General features: G+C 57.0%; 16 protein-coding genes and 1 pseudogene. 4 read left to right on the forward strand and 13 right to left on the reverse strand.

From position 1 onward, the window contains the following. Nucleotides 1–160: 160 nt before the first annotated feature. Nucleotides 161–2,383 carry a hybrid sensor histidine kinase/response regulator gene (locus FH061_RS20940; protein ID WP_151637782.1) on the forward strand — a complete coding sequence of 741 codons (2,223 nt, stop codon included), beginning with the start codon at nt 161–163 and terminating at the stop codon, nt 2,381–2,383. A 154-nt stretch (nt 2,384–2,537) separates the two neighbouring features. Here FH061_RS20940 and FH061_RS20945 read toward each other — a convergent pair whose 3' ends face one another. The 5 genes from FH061_RS20945 to FH061_RS20965 form a co-directional block, all read right to left on the reverse strand. Next, nucleotides 2,538–2,903, reverse strand: a complete 366-nt coding sequence (locus tag FH061_RS20945) for an EamA family transporter (protein ID WP_192805173.1) — start codon at nt 2,901–2,903, stop codon at nt 2,538–2,540. Nucleotides 2,904–3,275: 372 nt separating this feature from the next. Then, nucleotides 3,276–4,154 (reverse strand): alpha/beta fold hydrolase, encoded by an 879-nt coding sequence (locus tag FH061_RS20950; protein WP_225984777.1) that lies wholly within the window; start codon nt 4,152–4,154, stop codon nt 3,276–3,278. Nucleotides 4,155–4,167: 13 nt separating this feature from the next. Beyond that, nucleotides 4,168–6,255: an acetate--CoA ligase family protein gene (locus FH061_RS20955; RefSeq protein WP_151637784.1), complete on the reverse strand. Its 2,088-nt coding sequence runs from the start codon at nt 6,253–6,255 to the stop codon at nt 4,168–4,170. 5 nt (nt 6,256–6,260) lie between these two features. After that, nucleotides 6,261–7,061, reverse strand: coding sequence for an enoyl-CoA hydratase/isomerase family protein (locus FH061_RS20960; protein WP_151637785.1), 801 nt, complete (start codon nt 7,059–7,061; stop codon nt 6,261–6,263). Nucleotides 7,062–7,089: 28 nt separating this feature from the next. Further along, nucleotides 7,090–8,049 carry a tripartite tricarboxylate transporter substrate binding protein gene (locus FH061_RS20965; RefSeq protein ID WP_225984787.1) on the reverse strand — a complete coding sequence of 320 codons (960 nt, stop codon included), beginning with the start codon at nt 8,047–8,049 and terminating at the stop codon, nt 7,090–7,092. Nucleotides 8,050–8,260: 211 nt separating this feature from the next. Here FH061_RS20965 and FH061_RS20970 point away from each other — a divergent pair, with 211 nt between their 5' ends. Beyond that, the gene (locus tag FH061_RS20970) at nt 8,261–9,046 is read left to right on the forward strand and encodes an IclR family transcriptional regulator (protein ID WP_192805182.1); all 786 of its coding nucleotides are present in this window, start codon (nt 8,261–8,263) and stop codon (nt 9,044–9,046) included. A gap of 408 nt (nt 9,047–9,454) precedes the next feature. Here the strand turns inward: FH061_RS20970 and FH061_RS31820 are convergent, their stop codons facing one another. The 4 genes from FH061_RS31820 to FH061_RS20990 form a co-directional block, all read right to left on the reverse strand. Next, a complete protein-coding gene (locus FH061_RS31820) occupies nt 9,455–9,679 on the reverse strand; it encodes a tautomerase family protein (protein WP_151637787.1) in 225 nt (74 codons plus the stop codon). A 5-nt stretch (nt 9,680–9,684) separates the two neighbouring features. Then, nucleotides 9,685–10,200, reverse strand: a complete 516-nt coding sequence (locus FH061_RS20980) for a GAF domain-containing protein (protein WP_151637788.1) — start codon at nt 10,198–10,200, stop codon at nt 9,685–9,687. A gap of 65 nt (nt 10,201–10,265) precedes the next feature. Further along, nucleotides 10,266–11,243, reverse strand: coding sequence for a Bug family tripartite tricarboxylate transporter substrate binding protein (locus FH061_RS20985; RefSeq protein ID WP_151637789.1), 978 nt, complete (start codon nt 11,241–11,243; stop codon nt 10,266–10,268). A 41-nt stretch (nt 11,244–11,284) separates the two neighbouring features. Then, on the reverse strand, nt 11,285–13,120 hold the full coding sequence (locus FH061_RS20990) for a gamma-glutamyltransferase family protein (RefSeq protein WP_151637790.1): 1,836 nt from the start codon (nt 13,118–13,120) through the stop codon (nt 11,285–11,287). A 113-nt stretch (nt 13,121–13,233) separates the two neighbouring features. Between FH061_RS20990 and FH061_RS20995 the strand changes: the two genes are divergently transcribed. Beyond that, nucleotides 13,234–14,184, forward strand: coding sequence for a LysR substrate-binding domain-containing protein (locus tag FH061_RS20995; RefSeq protein ID WP_225984778.1), 951 nt, complete (start codon nt 13,234–13,236; stop codon nt 14,182–14,184). Between the two features lie 475 nt (nt 14,185–14,659). Here the strand turns inward: FH061_RS20995 and FH061_RS21000 are convergent. Next, nucleotides 14,660–15,262, reverse strand: a pseudogene (locus tag FH061_RS21000) (M20 peptidase family dipeptidase); the annotation flags it as partial. 7 nt (nt 15,263–15,269) lie between these two features. Between FH061_RS21000 and FH061_RS21005 the strand changes: the two are divergent. Next, nucleotides 15,270–16,184: a Bug family tripartite tricarboxylate transporter substrate binding protein gene (locus FH061_RS21005; RefSeq protein ID WP_192805175.1), complete on the forward strand. Its 915-nt coding sequence runs from the start codon at nt 15,270–15,272 to the stop codon at nt 16,182–16,184. Nucleotides 16,185–16,573: 389 nt separating this feature from the next. Here FH061_RS21005 and FH061_RS21010 read toward each other — a convergent pair whose 3' ends face one another. From FH061_RS21010 to FH061_RS21020, 3 genes are all read right to left on the reverse strand, one after another. Further along, nucleotides 16,574–16,987, reverse strand: a complete 414-nt coding sequence (locus FH061_RS21010) for a hypothetical protein (protein ID WP_151637792.1) — start codon at nt 16,985–16,987, stop codon at nt 16,574–16,576. A gap of 907 nt (nt 16,988–17,894) precedes the next feature. Continuing rightward, nucleotides 17,895–18,464, reverse strand: a complete 570-nt coding sequence (locus tag FH061_RS21015) for a hemerythrin domain-containing protein (protein WP_151637793.1) — start codon at nt 18,462–18,464, stop codon at nt 17,895–17,897. 211 nt (nt 18,465–18,675) lie between these two features. Next, nucleotides 18,676–20,511, reverse strand: coding sequence for a hybrid sensor histidine kinase/response regulator (locus tag FH061_RS21020; RefSeq protein ID WP_151637794.1), 1,836 nt, complete (start codon nt 20,509–20,511; stop codon nt 18,676–18,678). Nucleotides 20,512–20,961: the final 450 nt, after the last annotated feature.

The raw sequence follows: 20,961 nt of genomic DNA on the forward strand, positions 1-20,961 counted from the left end.
TATGCCTGAATGATCGCGGACCGCCTGACGTATCGCCAAAGGCATGAAACATGCCCTTTACATTTACATGAAAGAAATTGCAGGAATGGAAATTCACATACAATCAGGGGCCTCATAAAACGCGCATATCTGCCCAGCCCAACAACATTACAAAATTGCAATGAAAGTCCGTAGCTACTTGCTGTCGCTTGCACTGATCATTCTGATTCCCGTGGTAGTCTTCTCCGGACTTGCGGTCGCGCGCCTCCACGACGCTTTTCATCGGTCGTCAGAAGAAAACCAGATGGAAATTGCCCGCTCCATCGCGTTGGCCATTGACCAGGAACTGACGAGTGCCAAGTCTGCTTTACGGGTGCTTGCTGCATCCAGCTTTCTGGAAGCGGAAGATTTTTCAGCTTTTTACCAGCATGCGAAGGTCGCGAATATCGGGGAGACGGGTTGGGTCATTCTCTATGATGCCAAGGGCGACCAGGTCATCAACACGCGCGTTCCCTATGGGACCCCCATTTCCACGGCCAGGGATCGGCGTGAGCTTCTCAGGGTACTAGAAACGACAGAGATAACGGCATCCAACCTGTTTTTCGGCCAAGGAGCCAAGCAGCACGTCCTCACACTGGAAATGCCGGTTATTCTGCCTTCGGGGAAAAAATATGTGCTGTCACAAGTCTTTTTACCGGAGCACTTTCATTTAGCGTTCGCCGCACGACAAATTTCTGCCGACTGGTTAGTCGGCGTGTTTGATCGCAACGGGACGATCATCGGCCGTAGTCATCGAGCAGAGAAGTACATCGGAAAACCGGTGATCGCCTCAATGAAAGCTGCAATATCGGCACAACGCGAAGGCACTTTGCACCATCACACAAGCGACGGCATTGAAGTGTTCGACGTATTCACGCAGTCAAAAGTGTCAGGGTGGACGGTAGCCGTCGGAGCGCCTGTGGCCATCATAGAAAAAGCGACCAACCACGCACTTTTCCTGTGGATCGGTGGGCTGATCATTGCTTCGGTAGTCGGAGTCGGTTTTGCAGCACACTTCAGCCGCCGTCTGGTACGCGCCATCACCGATTCCGCCGAATCAGCCGTCATGCTTGGAAAAGGCCTGCGGCCGACTAGGTCAGCGATGACACGCATCATGGAAGTAGACCGCTTGAATTCCGCGCTCAACGATACTGCCGCACTCCTTGACGAAGAGCGGGCATCTCGCACAGCTGCGGAAGCAGAGCGCGAACATCTGTTGAAGTCGGAGAAGCAGGCGCGCCTGACTGCTGATGAGATGAACAAGGCGAAAGACCATTTCCTCGCCATGCTTAGTCACGAACTGCGCAATCCCATCAATGCCATCACAGCAGGAATTTCAGTATTTGAACTGAACCTCGGACGTGAGGCAGTGGCAAAGGCCGTCAAGGTGATGCAGCGACAGGGGACGCACCTGCAACGCATCCTCGACGACCTGCTGGATGTTAGCCGTGCCTTGACTGGACGGCTCTCTCTTAAAACGCAACGTTTTGATCTGAGCCGCCTGGTTGCAAATAGCGTCGCCTCACTTCAAGCCGCAGGCAGACTCAGCGATCATGAACTCACTGTCTCGACAGTGCACGCATGGGCAGACGTAGATCCAGTACGCGCAGAACAAATCTTGACCAATCTTCTTGACAATGCCGTCAAATACACCCCGTCCGGCGGACAAATACAGGTATCGCTGCAAGCTATTGAGCAGCATGCGGTACTGACCGTGCGCGACAATGGGATAGGCATATCGCCCGAACTGCTGCCGAAGATATTTGATGTCTTTGTGCAAGCAGACAGTTCGCTTGACCGATCTCGTGGTGGACTTGGCATCGGTCTATCGTTAGTGAAGGGACTTGTGGGCATGCATGGCGGCACGATCGAAGCGGAGAGCAACGGTTTGGGTAGCGGCAGCACGTTTACCCTACGTTTTCCCCTGCAAGAAGCTCCGCATGATGAGGTGTTGGAGCCTGAAGAGACGAATGGATTCAAACCGGGATCAGTGCTGCTTGTCGAAGACAATGACGATGCACGCGAGCTTTTCGCGATGATGCTTGAGTCGAGCGGTTACAATGTGCTGCAAGCAGATAATGGCGCGACCGGAGTGCGTATTGCCGCAGAAGAGCTTCCGGAAATCGCATTCATCGACATTGGCTTGCCCGGTATGAATGGGTATCAAGTTGCTGAACAGATTCGAAACAGTCCAATTACAAAATCAATATCGCTGGTTGCACTAAGTGGATATGGCACCGAAAACGACCTGTGGCAGTCAGCGAATTCCGGGTTCGATCGTCACCTTGTCAAACCTGTCAAGCTATCCGACCTTGTTGCAACGATTGTCGCTCTCCGTGATCAAAGCGCGGCAACGAAACGTTGACTGCAATTCCGCTCCGGCCGCGCCAGATGGTGCCATTTGATTTGACTACCGCATATTTCGTACCGCACAAATACCCAATATGTTTCCGTTGTGATCCGATCTGACAGAGTCTTTCGGGTTGAGAATGTCTGAGCCTATACCGGTCGTTCGGCACTTACACCGTCTTTTTCACCTCACTGGGTTTGACGCGTTGAGACAAGATGAACAAGTTGCCCACCAAGGCTGTTATGGCGCCGATAATCAAATAACCTGACAAAGGCAGCCCTTCAAACATGACGGATATCGCGATGGCGACGATGGGTACCAGGACAAACGAGAATGACGCACGTGCAGGACCAATGCGTCGAATCAGCTCGAAGTAGAGCAAAAACGCACACACCGATGCAGCAAGGACAAGGTAGGCAAGGCTGCCGAGATACGCTTTGGAAAGGCTGAAAGAAATCGGGACCTGGAGCGCGAGTGCAGCGCACGTTCGGAAAACAGTTCTCGATGTATCACCAAGAAAAACGATCCCCGGCACCCACTTTGCTAAAGAACGCTCAATGCTGCCTTGGTACAGTATCGAATTTCGTTAGGCGACTGGTTTTGTGACATTATCGCCAGAATGTCTTAAATAAGAACGGTAGCTGTGGGTTTCCCATTCTTCGTAACGTATTAGATGGCACATAGATAATGAAATTCCAAGTTCTATGAAACAGTACTGGCCGATGGAGCAATGGCACATAGTCAACACAAGTGAAGATTGCTTTGAAAGTGCATCGGATCGGCAGAACTTGCAGTCCCCTTGCAACTGAACCGCCGTGCCGAGCGAACTGTCGCCCGTCTCCCGCTTACGCCTATCCAATCATGTCCGTTGTTACGGCACGACCAGTCATTGCTGATTCCCATTTGCTTATTGGTCCTGCCAGGCTAACAGCAAGTGATTGACCTCATTCGCACTATCGTATTGCACCCAGTGGCCTGCGCCTGGCACGATATGTGTCTGAATGTCGGGACAGACTTCCGTCAATATGTGAATAGCCGCTTCAGGGTCCGCTGTCACGTCGTGTTCGCCCCAGATAGCAAGCACTCTGGCATCGACCTGTTCAAGCGCGGCGCATAAACCGCCCGCCCGTGAAAGCTCCTTGCTGCGAAAGCGAGCCTGAATACAGGCATTGGTGTGAACCTGGGTGGCCAGAAGATCGATGCGACTAGCGTCATGCAGCATGTGCATTGCCAGATTGTGACGCATGGTTGCGCTTAGCCTCGTTTGGTCTTGGGCCTCTGCCGCGTCTCTCCACGCCAACAGCTTGCCGCGCGGACGACGCGGCCCGCCGTGTCCGGCCGCTCCCAGCAACGCCAGCCGGCGAACCTGGCCGCGCCGGGCGGCAATCTGCGTAGCGACCAAGCCGCCGAATGAAAAACCAACCAGATCGATCTTGCGTTTCTCACCGAGGAGCGAATCAAGTCCAGCGATGGCCTGCTCCACCATGGCGGCCAATTCGGCTGATGCGGCAGCATCCGAGTCTCCATAACCGGGAAGATCGGGGACCCAGACGGAAGACCGGGCAGCCAGCGCTTCAATGTTGCGCACCCAGTGGAGCCAGCTGCCATGACCGCCATGCAGCAGGACGAGAGACGGCCCATCGCCAAACCTGCGCCAAACCATGCGGCGGCCTTCGAACTGGGAAACGTAGCGCTGTGACAGCTCATCCAAGCTGTCAAGGTATTGCGCGACTTCCGCCGCGCTGGAAAATGTCACCTCTGATTGAAGGCTATTTATGGCCGCCATCCCTGCTTCCTGCTCACTTGCCGAGCACAACGACGCCGTCAGCCGCGCGCACTCCCTGCCCTTGTGGCAGAACGAACAGCGGATTGATCTCGGCTTCGATAAGACGTTCTCCCATGTGCGCAGCCATCTCCGAAAAGGCAACGATGGCAGAAACGAGCGCATCGATATCGGTCTTGGGCCGCCCGCGAAAGCCGTCGAGAAGCGGCCAGGTCTTGAGCTCTCGTGCCAACTCCAGTGCTTCCGTGCGGCTCAGTCCACCCGTTTGCGGCAACAGTCGCATCGTAGTGTCCTTGAAAAGTTCCGCCGTAACGCCGCCCATGCCAAGTAAGATCGCCGACCCCAGCGGGTCGCGATGGAAACCTAAGATGAGCTCGATGCCGCCCGTCACCATCTCTTGAATCAAAAAACGATCTGGCGCAATACCGGTGTTGGCCTTGACTTCGGCGGCCATCGCAGTCAGGCGTGCGCCAACCCGTTCCGCTGCAAGGTTGACAGCGACGCCACCGACGTCGCTTTTATGCGTAATCGTGTTTGAAAGAATCTTCAGCACCACGCAGTCACTCAACTCTCGTGCAGTCCTCTCGGCTTCGGCCGGCGTCGTCACCACCTCTTCACGGACGCCTGGCACGCCGAATCGTGCAAACAATTGCTTGGCTTGGGCTTCATCCAGCGGTCCCGCTGAAAAGTCCGATGTTGACACCTGCGCCGGCATGGCCGCATCCTCAGCCGGAGCTATCCAGCGAGCGGCCCTTAGCATCCCATCCAGCGCTGCCGTGCAACTCTCTGGCGCCATGAAAGCCGGCACGCCGCGCTGAGTCAGGAGAGCGGCCACATCGGGCGCATGTGGACTGACGTATGCCAATACTGGCTTGTCGCTGGTGTGCAGACAGTCATGGATGGCGCCAGCCATCAGTTCGGGCATCGCCAAGCCGGAAGACCCGACAATGACAGTCAAGGCGTCATAGCTTGGGCTGTCCAGCAGCGTCTGGATTGCGCCGCGCAGCAGATCCGGTTGCAGGCCCGCCAGTGTCACGTCGATCGGGTTGCGGTCGAGCGCAGCTTGATCCCCGCTTTGCAACGCACCCAGGCGGGCGGCAGTTGTCTCGTCCGGAGCCGGGGTCTCGAAGCCGGACACGCCCAGGCTGTCGGACACCAGCGTTCCCGCGCCGCCGGTCGAGGTCAGGATGGCCACACGATTGCCGCGCAGGACGCGGCCGGTCGCCAGAGCGGCTGGAATATCGAGCAAGTCGCCGAAGGTGTGCGCCCGGATAATACCGACTTGCCTGAACAGGGCGTCATACATGCGGTCCGCTCCGGCCAATGCGCCGGTATGCGAAACCGCAGCCTTGGCACCCGCTTCGGACCGGCCGATTTTGAAGGCGACGACCGGCTTGCCGGCGCGCGCCGCCTTCAGCGCTGCGGCGCGGAACTTGTCCGGATTGCGAACGCTCTCGATATACAGGGCAATGACCCGGGTCGCATCATCATCGGCCAAATAATCGACGAAGTCGGAAAGGTCAAGGTCCGCCTCGTTGCTGGTGGACACAAGCTTGGACAAACCAATCCCGCGCGCCGCTGCGCGCGACAGCAAGGCGCCCAGGATACCGCCGCTCTGCGACACCACGCCGATGGCGCCAGCCGGAAAATGATCCATTTCCAGGGCCCCGCTGGCAGACAAGACGATATCGTCGGTGAGATTGACCAGGCCAATGGTATTGGGGCCGAGTAGCCGCATCTTGCCGGCGGCTTCAATCAATTCGCGCTGACGGCGCATGCCCTCTTCACCGGTTTCAGTATAGCCGCTGGCGAGCACAATGGCTGCCGCCGTGCCACGTGCGGCCAGGTCGCGCACCGCCAGGTGCGCGCGCTCCGCACCGAGCAGCACGATACCCACGTCGGGCACTTCAGGCAACGATGCAATATCTGGATAACAGCGCAGGCCAGCGATGGTGTCGGCCCTTGGATTAACCGGAAATATATTGCCCCTGAACCCATGCTTGAGCAGATACGATACCGGCCGCCCTGCAGTCTTGTTCACATCCGCAGATGCGCCAATCACGGCAACGCTGCGTGGTTTTAGCAGATAGGAAATGGCGCTCATGTGCTTTACTCCTTGCTCGACCGTGCAGCGTTCTTTTCCAGGAATGCCATCACCGCCTCGCGGTGCTCGGTGCTGGTATAGCAAATACCTTGCGCCTGACTGCCCTGCGCGAAGACCTGATCTGCCGGCAGCTCGAAGCTTTGATTCAGGATGGTTTTGCCCAGTGCCAGCGCGGTGGCCGAGCCCTTGCTCAATTCCAATGCCCAAGCCTTGGCGTCGTCCACCAGCGTATCGGCAGCGGCCATCCGGTCGGCGATGCCAATCCGCAGGGCTTCCTCGGCTTCCACCTTGCGGCCGCTGAAGATCAGTTCCTTCGCCTTGACCAAGCCAACGCGGCGGGGCAGGAAATACATGCCTCCGCCGTCGGGGATCAGGCCGCGGTTGATATAAGACCACGTAAAGCTAGCGGCGTCGCTGGCAATGATGAAGTCGCAAGCCAACGCCGTATCTGCACCGAGTCCGGAAGCCGCGCCATTGACGGCGGCAATGGTCGGCTTGGGCATGGTGTGCAACAGCGAAATCGTATAGTGCACACGCTGCTGGCGGCTCCAGCCGTTGAACGCCACTTCGCCGGCGGGTGCCTGCATGCGGCGCTCCATGCCGGCGACGTCGCCGCCGGCGCAGAATCCCTTGCCGTTGCCGGTCAGTACCAGCGCGCGGATCGCCTTGTCGGTGGCAACGCGCTCCAGCGCCACGATGAATTGCGTGCGCATCTCGTCGCTCATCGCGTTGCGTTTTTCCGGGCGGTTGAAATGAATGGTGGCAATTCCGGATTGAATCTGCAGATCAATGAGATCGGTGGTCATGTTGGTATTCCTTGCAATATCGGTAGAATCAGTTGGCGGTGATGCTGTTTTCCTTGATGATCTTTCTCCACCGGATTTCCTCGCCACGCACGTAGGTATCGAGTTCCGCAGGCTCGCCAGCGGCAATGATCACCCCTTCGTCCTTGGCCTGCTTGCGGAAGGTTTCGGTAAGGATCGCCTTCTTGGCAGCTGCATTGAGCTTGGCGATGATCTCTGGCGGGGTGCCGACCGGTGCATACAACCCATACCAGCTCTCAGCAGCGTATCCGGGCACGCTGCTCTCGGCTATCGCGGGGACGTTTGGCATTGCCTGCGATCGCTGGGTCGTGGTTACGCCTAGGGCGCGCAGCTTCCCGCTTTGAAGGAAAGGCGCTACCGCGGCGGCGGTGCCGAACATCATATCGACCTGCCCGCCGATCAAATCGGTCAGAGCCGGACCGGCGCCCTTATAGGGAACATGTGTCAGGTCCAGCTTGGCGAGATTCTTGAATAGCTCGCCCGCAAGATGAGCCGATGTGCCGTTGCCTTGCGAAGCGAAGGTGAGGCCGCCCGGTTTAGCCTTCGCTGCGACGATGATATCCTGGACGCTTTTGTAAGGGCTGTCCGGCTTTACGACCAGAACGTTAGGGGAGCGCCCAATCAGTATGACTGGCGCAAAAGCCTTGTCTGTCACGTAGGGCAATTTCGGCTGCAGGCTAGGATTAACGGCATGGGCGAACGTCGCCAGCAATAGCGTGTAGCCATCCGGGGCGCTCTTGGCCACGGAATCGGTTCCAATGATTGTGCCGGCACCCGGCTTGTTCTCGATGATGACTGACTGCCCCAGATCCTTGGACATCTCGCTACCGAGGATTCGCGCAATCAGGTCGGTTCCCCCGCCGGGCGCGAACGGTACGATGATGCGTACCAGCTTTTCAGGATAGGCGGCCAATGCGGACGGAACCGCAATGCCACTGGCAGCCGCTGCGGCGGCGAGCGTAACAGTCAGGCCAAATTTGCGTAGCGACGACTTCAAGTTCAATGGCGTTTGCACGGAATGTCTCCTCAATGATATGGGATTGGAGAAAGGTGCAGTGGTGAACAACCTGCAGCCCTGCTCTTTGTCCATGCAGGCAGTGTATGCGGTAAGATTGGTCAATGGAGGCCACGATTTCCACCTAGTGGAATTGCAAGTTGAAGGGAAGTTGCCAGTGGATAAGATGTCCGTTCTATCGATGAAGCGAACCAGGCTCGAACAGCCGCCCCAGAATCGTTCGCTTGAGCGGGGTGTCGAGATATTGCGTGCCTTTCGGCCGGGAGCGAGTCTGCTAGGCAATGGAGAGTTGGCCGAGCGTACGGGGTTGTCGCGAGCAACGGTGAGCCGCCTGACGCAGACCCTTGTGGGAACCGGCCTGCTTGAATACGACCGCAGCCGTCGCGCCTATCGTCTCGCCGCTCCAGTACTGAGCTTTGCCCATGCAATGCGCTCCGGCTCGCCGGTGCTGCAGGCGGTCGGCCCCATGATGCGCGCCATCGCCGAACGGAAGAAGATTAATGTTGGCTTGGCAGTAGCCGATCGTGAGGAAATGGTGTATCTGGAATCGGTGCGATACAACCGCAAGCCGACGCTGCGCAATGTCGTAGCGGGTCAGCGCGTTCCCATGGAGTTGACTTCACTGGGACGTGCCTATCTGGCGGCCGCACCGGAGGCAGATCGGAAGGCACTCCTATTGCAGTTCAAGGGCCGACGGCCGACCGGATGGCGCTCTCTTGAACGAGAGATTGTCCAGGCAATCGAAAGCGTGCGCCGGCACGGCTACTGTGTGGCTTCCTGGCAGCCGGAAGTCGTTGCATTGGCAACGCCCATTGTAGTAGAAGGCCACCCAGTCTATGTACTGAATGTGAGCGTCTCGACCCAACTGGCGCCTGAGATGATCAGTAACGAATTAAGCGACCAGTTGATGGACCTTGCGGCGAGGGTCCGCCAGGCGATTACATCCCTTTAATTCAAGGCCGATGTATAAATGGCGGTCTAACCGGAAAACCAATCAGTCCATAATCCGCATCGCTACTGAACGCGCAGCCTAATTCTCGATGGGGCTCGACACATAAGCATGGCCGGGAGCAGCCCTAGAGCGTTTTCACCCTGACCGGCCTAGTCGAGGCCGAGGCAGATTGCAACTGGAACAAGGCGTGACGACGCGACATGGCCAAGCCATGGCAAGGAGTCACAACGCGGTGCCGGCAGCAACCTTTCCGGGATCGGCAGGCAGGTCAGGGTGAAACCGCTCTAGGCTGTGTTTGATAAGCTGCTGCGCGATCCCGATTGGCACCTGCGGTGCTCGGCGTACCCTGCGTACGCGTGCGCTCCTCGGCGCCGATCCGAACCGCTCGCAACGCTTATCAAACACAGCCTAGACCTGGATAGTCTGGGCAGGTGCCGGTGACCACGGATTGTTGTCGCGATGGAGTATGCCGGCATACGACCAATTTCCCTTTGCCACATCGGCGAAGATCAGCTGCACGCGATCACTTCGTGCGCCGGTGACTGAATTCAACCCTTTCGTCGGGCGCTGTGGCTGTGACCGCTTCCGTTCGAGCGTACGTCCTTCACCAATGTCGACGCGGATTAATGGCATGTGGTTTATTTCTTTGTCAGATCACAGTCAGACTGCTGTTGCAACTGCATCAAGGGCGCAACGAGGAAGGCGCCGATGAGCAATCCAAGGCGTTCGTGGTCAGGCGTGAACCAGCCCTCCTCATGGCTGAGATTCATCGTGCCGATGCATTTACCGTCATAAGCAATTGGAATGTTGAGCATCGAGCCAATATTGAGCGAACGCAGTGTCTCATGGTCGTCGAACATCATAAGGATTTCGTCGAAACGCTCTGCACGGTACACCTTGCGTTGCATGAGCACGTGCTCGCCCCATGGGGTCGCCGCCTTCTTCTTGCGTCCGCCGAGCGGGTAGACGGCGGGCATGCTTGAGTGTAGCCGCTGCACTTCAAAGCGCTGCGAGTCGAACAGCATGATTGTGAACAGCCTGAAGCCGATCACTTGCTCAGCGATGGCCTCCGCGGCCGAGAACAGGCGCGATGGCTGCTGGTCTGCGCGCGCAGCGTGAACAAGCGCGTCGATATTCAATTCGAAAAATGTCATAAGCAAAGGTGGCAATGGCCATAGGATAGCGCCGCCTGCAACGCAGGCGGGCGGCAAGCACGGCGTTACTCGGCTTTGATGTCGAGCTCGCGGATCACCTTGGCGTATTTTTCCGCATCCGCCTTCAGCACATTCGCGAACTGGTCGGGCGTGGACTGGACGACTTCGACGCCGATGCCGGCCATTTTTTCGCGCACTTCCGGCAGGGCCAGGATACGGTTGATCTCGGTATTCAGGCGCGCCACAACCTTAGGCGGCATGCCTGCGGGGCCGAAGGCGCCGTACCACACGGCGAGTTCGTAGCCGGGCACGGTTTCGCCGACGGTCGGCACGTTGGGCAGCAGCGGCGAACGCTTGCTCTCGGTGACCGCAAGCAGGTTGAGTTTGCCCGCCTTTACATGTGATAAGGTTTGCGTGCCGGCGCTAAACAGCAGTTGCGTATGTCCTGCGACCGTATCGGTTACCGCAGGCTGCCCTCCCTTGTACGGCACATGCAACATGTCGATCCCGGTCGCTTTCTGGAACAAAGCGGCGCTCAGGTGGTTGGTCGAACCATTGCCTGCAGTAGCATAGGCGATCTTGCCGGGATTGGCTTTCACATAGGCGATGAATTCCTTGACGTTCTTCGCCGGTACCGACGGATGCACGACCATGGTGTTGGTGACATAGCCCACCAAGGCGATCGGCGCGAAACTCTTGACGCCATCAAAGGGCATACTGGACATCATCGCAGGGTTCATCGCATGCGTGCTCATCGATCCCATCAACAGCGTGTGGCCATCCGCTGCAGACTTGGCGACATAGTTGGAACCGATATTGCCTGAGGCGCCTGGCTTGTTCTCCACAATCACCGGCTTGCCGAATGTTTGCGCCATGTATGAGGCAACCGCACGCGCAAGAATGTCAGTAGACCCGCCCGGCGCCCATGGCACGATGATCGTGATCTGCTTTTCAGGCCAGCTTTCCTGTGCCTGTGCGGAGAGTGCCGTGAGGGCGACCAGGCCGACCGCGGCAGAGGTGAACAGTTTTGCAAAACGACGCATGACGCCCTCCAGGTTGAATGTTGACTGCGAAAGAATGCTGCTTAACGCCCCACGGCATAGCCTTGCATGCCGCGCGGGTTGGCTCCGGCGCGCAGCAGCAGTTTTCCATCGGCGTAACGCTCCTGCGTGCACGCACAGATCCGTCCCTCTGACCAGGCGCCGCCGACGACCACCTGATGCCCGGAGGCACGCAAGGCGGCGATCGTCTCCTCCCCGATACGCGATTCGACCGTGATCCTGTTTAGCTGCAGCCCGCGCGGCCAGAACGACGAAGGGAAATGATCGACGTGCCACGACGGCGCGTCGATTGCCTCCTGCAGGTTCATGCCATGGACCGCATGGCGCAGGAAGAAGGCTACCGTCCACTGATCCTGCTGGTCGCCGCCAGGCGTGCCGAAAGCCATGTAGGGCTTGCCATCCCGCAGTGCCATGCCTGGCGACAACGTGGTCGACGGTCGCTTGCCCGGCTTCAGCTGGCCGGGAACGCCGTCATCCAGCCACGTCATCTGCAGGCGCGTATTGATCGAGAATCCCAGCGCAGGGACCACTGGGCTCGACGACAGCCATCCGCCGGACGGCGTCGCAGAGACCATGTTGCCGTCACGGTCGATAACGTCGATATGGCAGGTGTCGCCGACGAAGATTTCGCGCTTCGCCCATTCCGTGACGGGCGGCAACGCGGCAAAGGTCGGTTCGCCGACGCCGAAACGCGTGTCGGAACTTGCCAGCGTGCGTTCGCCGACACCCAGGTCAGGCAGACGAGGCATCCTGTCTCCGGGCTGCCCCGGTTCCAGCACTGCTGCGGCGAGCACGCCGATGCGGCTATAGCGCGAGCGCGCGTACTCGTCCGACAGCAAGTCTGGTAGCGGCACGTCGACATGATCAGGATCGCCATACCATGCCAGACGGTCGGCCATTGCGAGCTTCGTTGCTTCGGCCAGAGCATGCACGAATGCAGCCGAATGCGGATCGAGATTTTCGACCCCGGCGTGGCGCAGGATAGCCAGTTGCTGCAGGAGAACCGGTCCTTGAGACCAAGGGCCGCACTTGGCAACCGTATAGCGGCCGAAGTCGAGTATTGCCGGTTCATCATAGGTTGCCTGCCACCTTGCCATGTCTTCGTAACGCAGCAGGCCGGTGTTGCGATTGCCCGTCGTGTCGCGCACTGCCTCGTTTCTATAGAAGCGATCAACTTCCGTGGCGACGAAGCCGCGATACCACGCATGCAGCGCCGCATCAATCTGTTGCTCGCGATCGCCGCCCGCTTTGGCCGCGTGCTGCACCAGGCGTTCGTAAGTGCGGGCAAGGCCAGGCGTGCGGAACAGTGCATTTGGCTCCGGCGCTTTTCCATCGGGCAGCCATACATCGGCCGATGTCTTCCATTCACTGCGAAACAATTCCTGCACGGCGATGATGGCCTGCACCGCACGGGGCACCATCGGAAATCCGTTACTTGCATACTCTATCGCCGGCTGCAAGACGTCGGCCAGTGACCAGGTTCCGTAATCGCGCAGCATGGTCAACCAGGCGCCGAATGCACCGGGAACGGTAGCGGGTAGCAGGCCGATGCCGGGCACCAGCTCTACACCGAGCTTGCGGAAGTACTCCGGCGTAGCGAGTTCGGGGGCCGGCCCCTGTCCGCAGAGGGCGCGCATGCGTTGTTCGCGTTCACTCCACAGCATGATCGGCACCTCGCCGCCCGGGCCGTTGAGATGCGGCTCAACGACTTGCAGGACGAAGCCGCCCGCGACTGCGGCATCGAATGCATTGCCGCCGCGCTCGAGCACGCCCATGGCAGTTTGTGAAGCAAGCCAGTGCGTTGATGAGACGACGCCAAAGGTGCCTTTGATTTCGGGCCGCGTGGTGAAAGATGACATGATTTCTCTGATCAATGGCGCTGTGATGACAATGAACGAGTATAAGGTGCCGCCATAACCGCCCACTTGGCGTTTGTTATAATTCCATAAGCCTTTACTTATACCCCCTGACCTTGATTCGCGACAATCTCTCTGAACGCCTGGTGTCGCGCCTGAAGATGCGCCACCTGCAGATGCTGATACATATCCAGCGCCACGGCTCGCTCACTCGCGTTGCCAGTGAGCTGTCGACCAGCCAACCCGCGGTGACGCAGGCGTTACGCGAACTGGAGGATATCTTTGGAGGCCAACTCTTTGTCCGCAGCGCACGCGGGATGACACCGACTGCGCTTGGCGACATCGCATTGACGCGCGCCCGCGCGATGCTGTTGGACCTTGATCACTGGGCACGTGAAATGACGGCATCATCCAGCGGCTTTGCATCACATCTGCAGGTCGGCCTGATTCCCTTCGTCTCGGGAAAGCTCGTGTGCGACGCGATCAGGATGACCATGAAAGAGATGGGCAAGATATCGATCACTATTCATGAGGCGACCAGTGACCAGCTTATACAAGCGCTGCAGGCACATGAACTGGATTGCGTGATTGGCAGGGCGTCGGCGCGTATGGGCCAGCCGGGGATTACGAGTGACGTGCTTTATCACCAGCGACCGAAGCTGGTTGCAGGCCAGCCGCTCGGGTCAAGACTTGGAAAGCGCCCGCTCGACTGGGCGAAGCTGGTGCAGCTCGACTGGATCATGCCATCTCCAAACACACCGATTGGCGCAATGTTGATCGATCTCTTCTTACGGTCCGGAGTTAAGCCACCAACGCCGTTCATTGAAAGCTATTCACTCAAGGTAATTGGCGGAATGCTTGCAGGCAGCGAAACTGCACTGTCAATTGTGCCGGCGGACATTGCGGAAGAACTGCGACAAACATTTGGTGTGACGGTCGTGCCTCATGCCCTGGACTGGGAGCTGCCGCCAATCACGCTGATGCGTCGTTCACGGGAAGTACCGCTGCGGGTGGAGGACGAGTTCGCGCAATCCCTACGCACGGCATGCAGGATGATGCATCTGTAATGATTGTGTTGCCTATACAGCCGCGTTATCCTGGAGACAAGTTTTGTCATTAAGACTGGGAAGTGTTTGTCGCCATTACACCTGATCATCATGGTGTGCATGCGAGGCTCGGAAGCCGCAGCAAACCTAGCGGAAGCACGTCATGCACTTTCACCAAGCATGTCCGGGCTTTATACCAACGTCGGCTTGTCCATGCTTCCTGTCGACGGACAATCGGAAACGGTGTCGGACGCCTAGAGCGGATTGCAGGTGAGTGTACGGAAGAATCGGTTCGCCTTGGGATGCAGGGCAAGGCGGGAGGAGCGCCATGTGGCGGGCCACACCAGCGACGACCAACGCCGCCATGCGCCCAAGGCAGGCCGAGGCGACCGTACATCCACCTGCAATCTGCTCTAGACCAAAGCAGCCTGCTCTACCTCGATTGCTCAACTTGTGATGCAGATAAATCGCGTGGGCGTCCGTTCGGCGTGACAAGTCATCGCAGCTCGGCTTGCTGAGTGATCCGGCGCCTGGCCGTCCTTCTGGCTTTCTCATCACCCAAGTCCCAGAACAGGCCGGCCATTAATTTCAGCGACTCGCGCGCGACACTGCCGAGAATATGTTCGTCGGGAGCATGCTGCGCGCACGATGGATGCGAATGCGGAACCCAGAGTGTCGGAAGGCCGAGGATGCCTGCGAAAATGTCGTTCGGCAGCGTGCCCCCCAGATTAGGCAGCAATGCCGGCTCTTTTCCAGTGCTGGTTCTGATGGAATCCAGTGCCCAGGTGACCCAAGGATCGTCGACATCAAGCCGGCTTGCCTCCATCAGCGGTCCGTTCTGCGCCACTTCAACATCGGTGAAGCCGTTCCTGTCCAGATGCGCACGCAGGTGTTCCAGCAAGCGGCTGCTGTCGGTCCCAACGACATAGCGCAACTGGCAATGGGAAATCGCAGTTCCGGGAATCGCATTGACCGGCGCTTCGGGGTTCCCGGTCTTGAAAGCAAGCACCTCGAGCGAGTTCCAGCCGATAACGCGTTCAGCCGGGGATAGTCCCGGCTCACCCCAATTTATGTCGATGCTTGGATCGGCCGCTGCACCAGCTGCCATGGCGCAGGTGCAGACATTTCCAACCAGGCCCATCAAATTCGTCGTGCCCTTCGCGCCGGGCGGTGCCACCGACCTCGTCGCGCGTACGCTTGCAGACAGACTGCAGACGCGGCTCGGGCAGCCAGTATTGACGGAAAATAAACCTGGGGCCAGCACCATGATTGGAGCCAACACGGTTGCCAAGTCAGCCGCGGACGGATACACCTTGCTCTTGTCAGGCTCGTCCACCTACAGCGTGCTCCCCGCCCTGAAAACCGGATTACCTTACGACTACAAGAAAGATCTGGTACCTGTCGCCATCGTGGCCAATGCGCCGCTGGTGCTCGTCACAGGCGCGGAAACGCCGGCCAGCAGCCTGGCGGACCTGGTAGGCCTAGCAAAGGCTAAACCGGAGACTCTGACCTATTCGACGTTCGGCCCGGGCTCGGCGCCGCACATCGCCACGGAAATGCTGTCGCAAGAAGCAGGCATCAAGTTGACAGCGATTCCTTATAAAGGATGCGCTCCCGCCGTGATGGCGGTGTTGAGCGGCGAGATCAACATGGCCGTCGAGTCCATCAGCGCGGTGAAGCCGCATATCAAATCAGGAAAGCTGAAAGCCTTGGCTGTTTTGCACTCCACACGCTCGACTGCCCTTCCGGATGTTCCCACGATGGCCGAGCTCAACTATCCCAGGGCCACATTCGAAGCGTGGTATGGGATTGCCGCGCCCAATGGCACCCCCGCTCCTGTGCTGCAAGTGCTCAAGAAAGACTTGAGCACCATTCTTGCCATGCCGGATGTGATCGAGAAGCTGCAGGCCAGCAGCCTTGAACCGGTCATGCTCGATAGCCAGGCCTTTGCATCGAAGATTCAAACCGAAGTCGCTAAATATAGTGCGCTCGGCAAGCGTGCAAATATATCGCTCGACTGATGAGAAACAGTTTCCCATTTAAACATTTGACATCGCCTACCCGTTGTTCTAACTGATATTGCAGCTCATGTGGGAAATGCGGGCCGGCGGGCGGGCCGGATACATGAATGGATCAACCAGGAGGCGGCTAGTTCAACAATATCGGGCATTGCGGCCGTCCCGACCATGCTTGGTAGTCCATCACATCGGCAAAGTATAAAAACCGGCGGCTACCCATGCGCACCACAGAAAACCGACTTTTCACCGGCTTTGCGCAATCTGGAACATTACCGTCGCGTCTGCGGAGTCTCATCAGCGACATGGAGTGCGCGATTCGTCACTACCTTCCAGTCTATACTCGTCATCGACCTTCATTGCCTCGAGTGTTGGAGCGAACCAAAGGTAGAGAGCTAGCGCCCGACCCACTTGTGTATCACTTCCCGGTATTTTCTGAAGGCCTCTTCGTTCCCAAGCTCGTTGCGCCATTGATAGATCGGTATGATTTCAGCCGCGCCTAATGCCTTAGAGGCAATTTCGACGCTTTGCGATACATAATGCCGCTTATTTTCCATGCCCGTAAAATGCACGAGAAATGGAACATCCCTGGCGATAGGGTGCGCCTTCGCGATCCGCAAGAAGTCATAAAATTGACCATCGTTGAAATGCACGCTGCAAGCGATCAGATCGTATGGCTGGTCTAACTGACTCGTAGCTTCAGCCAGGGTCAATACCGCTGTGTATTCAAAGTCAGGTGCGGGATACGCTTCGCCCAGCACAGATAATGCTTCAGGGATGGAGGCAGTCAGTATCCGAATCGGTTTCATGCCTAGTTCCTGTATCGAAGCATTGAAGGTGGCTGGATTGTAGTTGAACCCCGGGTGCGTTGATAGCATTCGATGACGCAAGCGATACATTTGGCATGTGAAAGTACATGTTGCGTTATTGCAGGAGCTTATGGACAGGCCATGGCTCGGAGATACCTCAGTTCCAGATTAACTACGAATGTACGCAAACCATGGTTGAAGAATCAGCTTATCTCTTCACCATACTGTCCACTTTACTGGCGACAAGTCGTAATCCATGCCATTGAAGCCAACATCGGGCTTACGACTAATACTGCTATCTTTATAAAGAATTCGAACGGATTGGAACACAATATCGCGCTTACGTTGAAATGTTCAATACAAGCTCGATAGAGCTCCGAATTTCATCCGGCGGTGTGATGTCAGTCAGTGATCCCAGTGGTCCTCGAAAAATCCCTGCGAACCGATTAAGGAGCGTCACAACGCAAAAAGTGCGTCGCTATTCTGCCAAATCGGAGCAACGGAAGACTGCGGACCACTTTGTGTATCTCGAACCGCCTGAAGGCGTTTTCCTGGCTCAGCACCACGCTTGACTAAGCTGAATTGTTTAAGCCCACCTCGTAGCGGTGATTTGTTGAGGAAGGAAAAACAGAAGCAATGAAAGTGAAGAGACAGGTTATTGCTCCTCTCGGACACCCGCTTGCCTGGGTGAATATGTCGTTTCCGCAGAGTCCGTTCATTCATTTCATGCCTTATCTGCTCAGTTCAACAAACCACCGCTATCGTGCTCGGCGTACATCCGTACGCGTGCACTCCCGACCCTCAATGCAACGGCGAACCGCTCGCGGCAGTTGGCAAATACGGCATGGACCGCCAGGAAAAATGCGGGCGGCGCTTATGGTGCGAGCCAAAGGCGCCGCGGCATCGATCAGGCTTTCTCTGCGAGCTCGCGAAGCAGAGCACGCCTGCGGGTAGCCATCTTCTTGCCCAGCTTCTCCATGTCTACCTTTGCCTTGCGGGCCTTTTTGAACATTTCGGTTTGTTCCTCTTCGACGTGGTGATTGACATACTCGCCGAGGACGGTGACTTTGGCGTCGTAATAGGCGTCTGACACCGGCATCGTCTCGAGCTGCCGGATCAGATCTTTCGCACTCGCATGCTCAACCTCTGCTTCATTGATGAGATCGCCGTCATCGATCGCCTTGCGAACCGCGGGGTAGAAAATTTCTTCCTCAATCTGTGCGTGTATCGTCAGCTCGGTACAGATGCGCTGAACGAGTGCCTGCTTGTCGGCTTCGCTGCCTTTTTCCTTGAGCTTTTCAAAATCCTTGAAAAGCTTCTTTACTGCTTTATGGTCGTCTTTAAGTAAGCCGATCGCGTCAGGCACTTTGACTGGCTTGGCGGCCTTGGCCGGTGTCTTGGTGGCAGCCTTGGATGCCGTCCTGGTTCTTGCGGTAGCCGATGTAGTCGATGGGTTCGATGTAGCCGTTGCGCGCATTGTTGTTCTCCCGGTCTGGTTTAATGTAGTAGGACAGACAATCTTAATACCGCGCAATATCCAGGATATCGAATGACGCAAACTTTGCGTGCGTCCATGCCAGCTCGGCGTCATGTATGAAGAATCCTTTGACCTGCATCATCAACCCGAGACTGGCTTCAGTTTCATCCGCGATATTTGCATCTGTTATTCAAGCGCCACGGAAGAGTTGTTAAGGTTGGTCCCTTGGCAATGCCTTTTTCAGATCAGGAAGCTGTTTATCGGCAAGCGGGCACCGGGGGAGGAAGATGGTCACGGTCGTTCCCACTCCCTGTGTTGAATCGATTCGAATATCTCCCAGGGATTCCTTGACGAAGGCGTACACCATTGGCAATCCGAGTCCAGTTCCCTGCCCCGCCGGTTTCGTTGTAAAGAACGGGTCGAACGCCCGGGAGAGCGTTTCCGGCGACATTCCGGTCCCCGTATCGATGACACGCAGTACAGCATACTGACCGGCGGCGATGGTATGGTGCTCGTCAAACTCCGCAGGCCGCAATTCCACGTTTTCGGTCTCCAGGCTGAGCACCCCGCTGTGAGCCATTGCGTCCCGTGCATTGATTGCCAGGTTCAGAAGCAAGGTATCCAGCTGATTCGGGTCACATGAGATGTCCCACAAATCCTCTGCCAGTTCCGTGCGCACCGCAATTCGTACACCCACCGCATTGGCAATCAAAGGCTGCATGATAATGATGCGATCATTGAAGTTGGTCCTGCTTACTGTCGGCACTTCACGTCGCGAAAACATCAGTAAGCGCCTGGTGATGGCGGTTGCCGTGCCGGCGATTGACTGTGCAGCATTCATTGATCGTGATACCGCATCAAGACGCCCCTGTTCCAGATGCACGCGCATCATCTCAAGATTGCCAATGACGCCGCTAAGCAGATTATTGAAATCATGAGCGATGCCGCCAGCCAGCTGTCCGAGCGCTTCCATCTTCTGTCCCTGACGCAACGCCGCTTCGGCGCGCTCGCGCCGCCGGATCTCGGATTCAAGCACGCTGGCCGTGTTCTGCCATCGCGTCAGCGCAATATGCTGGAGTTGAACACGTCTTGCGACAAGGCCCCAGAGGCCGATCAATGCCATCGTCATAAAGACGGTAATCAGCAGTCCGGGCAACATGTCGGCCCGCCATTTATTCCAGACCACTTTTCGTTCGATACTGTAGCTGATGAAAAGCGGGTAGTCCTTCACCTGTGCATAGGCATTGATGCGTTCAACCTGGTCAACCTGAGATATCGCTGTATAGATGCCATGAGAAGACTTGCGGATATGGCTTAGAAATGGACCGTTCACGTCAAGTTTTGCGGGATTGTTCGCCGCCGGATAGCGGGTCAGCAGCATGCCGTCCCCACGCACCATGGGCACCAGATAGCCTTCCGAAGGCACGAACTGTCTCCAGAATTCCGTAAAATACCGGACCGGGACGCTGACGAAGACGATGCCGTCAAACTGGCCCTTCGCGTCATGCTTCGGAATGCTGATCGTGAACCCGGACTCACTGGCCAACCGGCCAGGCTCGGGCTCGCTAAAGAAAATCCCTTGAACAATACGGTTTTTATGGGCGGTGAAGTACTCGCGCTCAGCTATCGAGACACCCGGCTGTCGGCCATGGTTGCTCATTTGTATTTGGCCGGCGCCATCCACCAGACCGACCGCTGAAAGCTGCGGAAATTTGTTAACCAGTTGGGCAAGCGTTCTTTCCAGGCGGATATCCGAAGCGATCTCGTGCCACGGCTGCTGATCCGCCAATGCTGCTACCTGATGAAGGATCAGGATATGCGTCTCCAGCACATTGGCCGCATGCTCCTGAAGCGCAATCACGGAACGCTGTGCGGTGTTTTCCGTCTCCCGCATGACGGAACCGTAGTGATACCAGCTAAACCAGGCTGTTAAAAGCCAGGGCAGAACCAGCGATAAGGCCAGCAACGCAAGAAGTGGCGGAGAGATGTTCCGTAAGAACGAGCGTGTATGACTATCTTTCGGCTCCTCTGCTCGGTCTGGGTACAATTTTCTCTCATCCTGTCGGGAAAAGTCTTGTTACTTCCGCCCCTTCGGCAACATGGCACGTTCTTGCAGCAAGGGCAACTGTGTCAATACACGAACCGGTTTATCAAAAGAGAATGAGTTCCACTGGAAGGTTACAAGATACCTTATAAAAAAATATAACGCCAGCAAGCTTCAATGGCTTCGTTTAGTGTTCAAACGCCTGCTCACCACCTGAAACATGAGATTTGGCGGCACGGTTCTTCTGGCATTAATGAAGGATTCATTACGGACGGGGTGATATATGGATGCCGCCATCCGGTTGATGCTGCTCACGAACTGGCCAGTATCGCAGTATCCCAGTATCCAATGGCAGAAGGAAAACACTTATGGACGAATCCATTTTTCCAAAGCCCGTGAAATCACAAATCTCACATTGAATATGCTGCCGCATATTTGCCCGCGCATCACTGA

Origin of the sequence: Noviherbaspirillum aerium (assembly GCF_008929045.1) — a bacterium.
Lineage (GTDB): Bacteria > Pseudomonadota > Gammaproteobacteria > Burkholderiales > Burkholderiaceae_D > Noviherbaspirillum > Noviherbaspirillum aerium.

Bases quoted from the DNA above. Each gene is read 5' to 3' on its own strand.
- FH061_RS21010 (WP_151637792.1), bottom strand. From the start codon at position 16,987: ATGAAACCGATTCGGATACTGACTGCCTCCATCCCTGAAGCATTATCT.
- FH061_RS21015 (WP_151637793.1), bottom strand. From the start codon at position 18,464: ATGCGCGCAACGGCTACATCGAACCCATCGACTACATCGGCTACCGCA.
- FH061_RS20970 (WP_192805182.1), top strand. From the start codon at position 8,261: ATGTCCGTTCTATCGATGAAGCGAACCAGGCTCGAACAGCCGCCCCAG.
- FH061_RS20940 (WP_151637782.1), top strand. From the start codon at position 161: ATGAAAGTCCGTAGCTACTTGCTGTCGCTTGCACTGATCATTCTGATT.
- FH061_RS20985 (WP_151637789.1), bottom strand. From the start codon at position 11,243: ATGCGTCGTTTTGCAAAACTGTTCACCTCTGCCGCGGTCGGCCTGGTC.
- FH061_RS31820 (WP_151637787.1), bottom strand. From the start codon at position 9,679: ATGCCATTAATCCGCGTCGACATTGGTGAAGGACGTACGCTCGAACGG.
- FH061_RS20990 (WP_151637790.1), bottom strand. From the start codon at position 13,120: ATGTCATCTTTCACCACGCGGCCCGAAATCAAAGGCACCTTTGGCGTC.
- FH061_RS20980 (WP_151637788.1), bottom strand. From the start codon at position 10,200: ATGACATTTTTCGAATTGAATATCGACGCGCTTGTTCACGCTGCGCGC.
- FH061_RS20960 (WP_151637785.1), bottom strand. From the start codon at position 7,061: ATGACCACCGATCTCATTGATCTGCAGATTCAATCCGGAATTGCCACC.
- FH061_RS21005 (WP_192805175.1), top strand. From the start codon at position 15,270: ATGGCGCAGGTGCAGACATTTCCAACCAGGCCCATCAAATTCGTCGTG.
- FH061_RS20950 (WP_225984777.1), bottom strand. From the start codon at position 4,154: ATGGCGGCCATAAATAGCCTTCAATCAGAGGTGACATTTTCCAGCGCG.
- FH061_RS20955 (WP_151637784.1), bottom strand. From the start codon at position 6,255: ATGAGCGCCATTTCCTATCTGCTAAAACCACGCAGCGTTGCCGTGATT.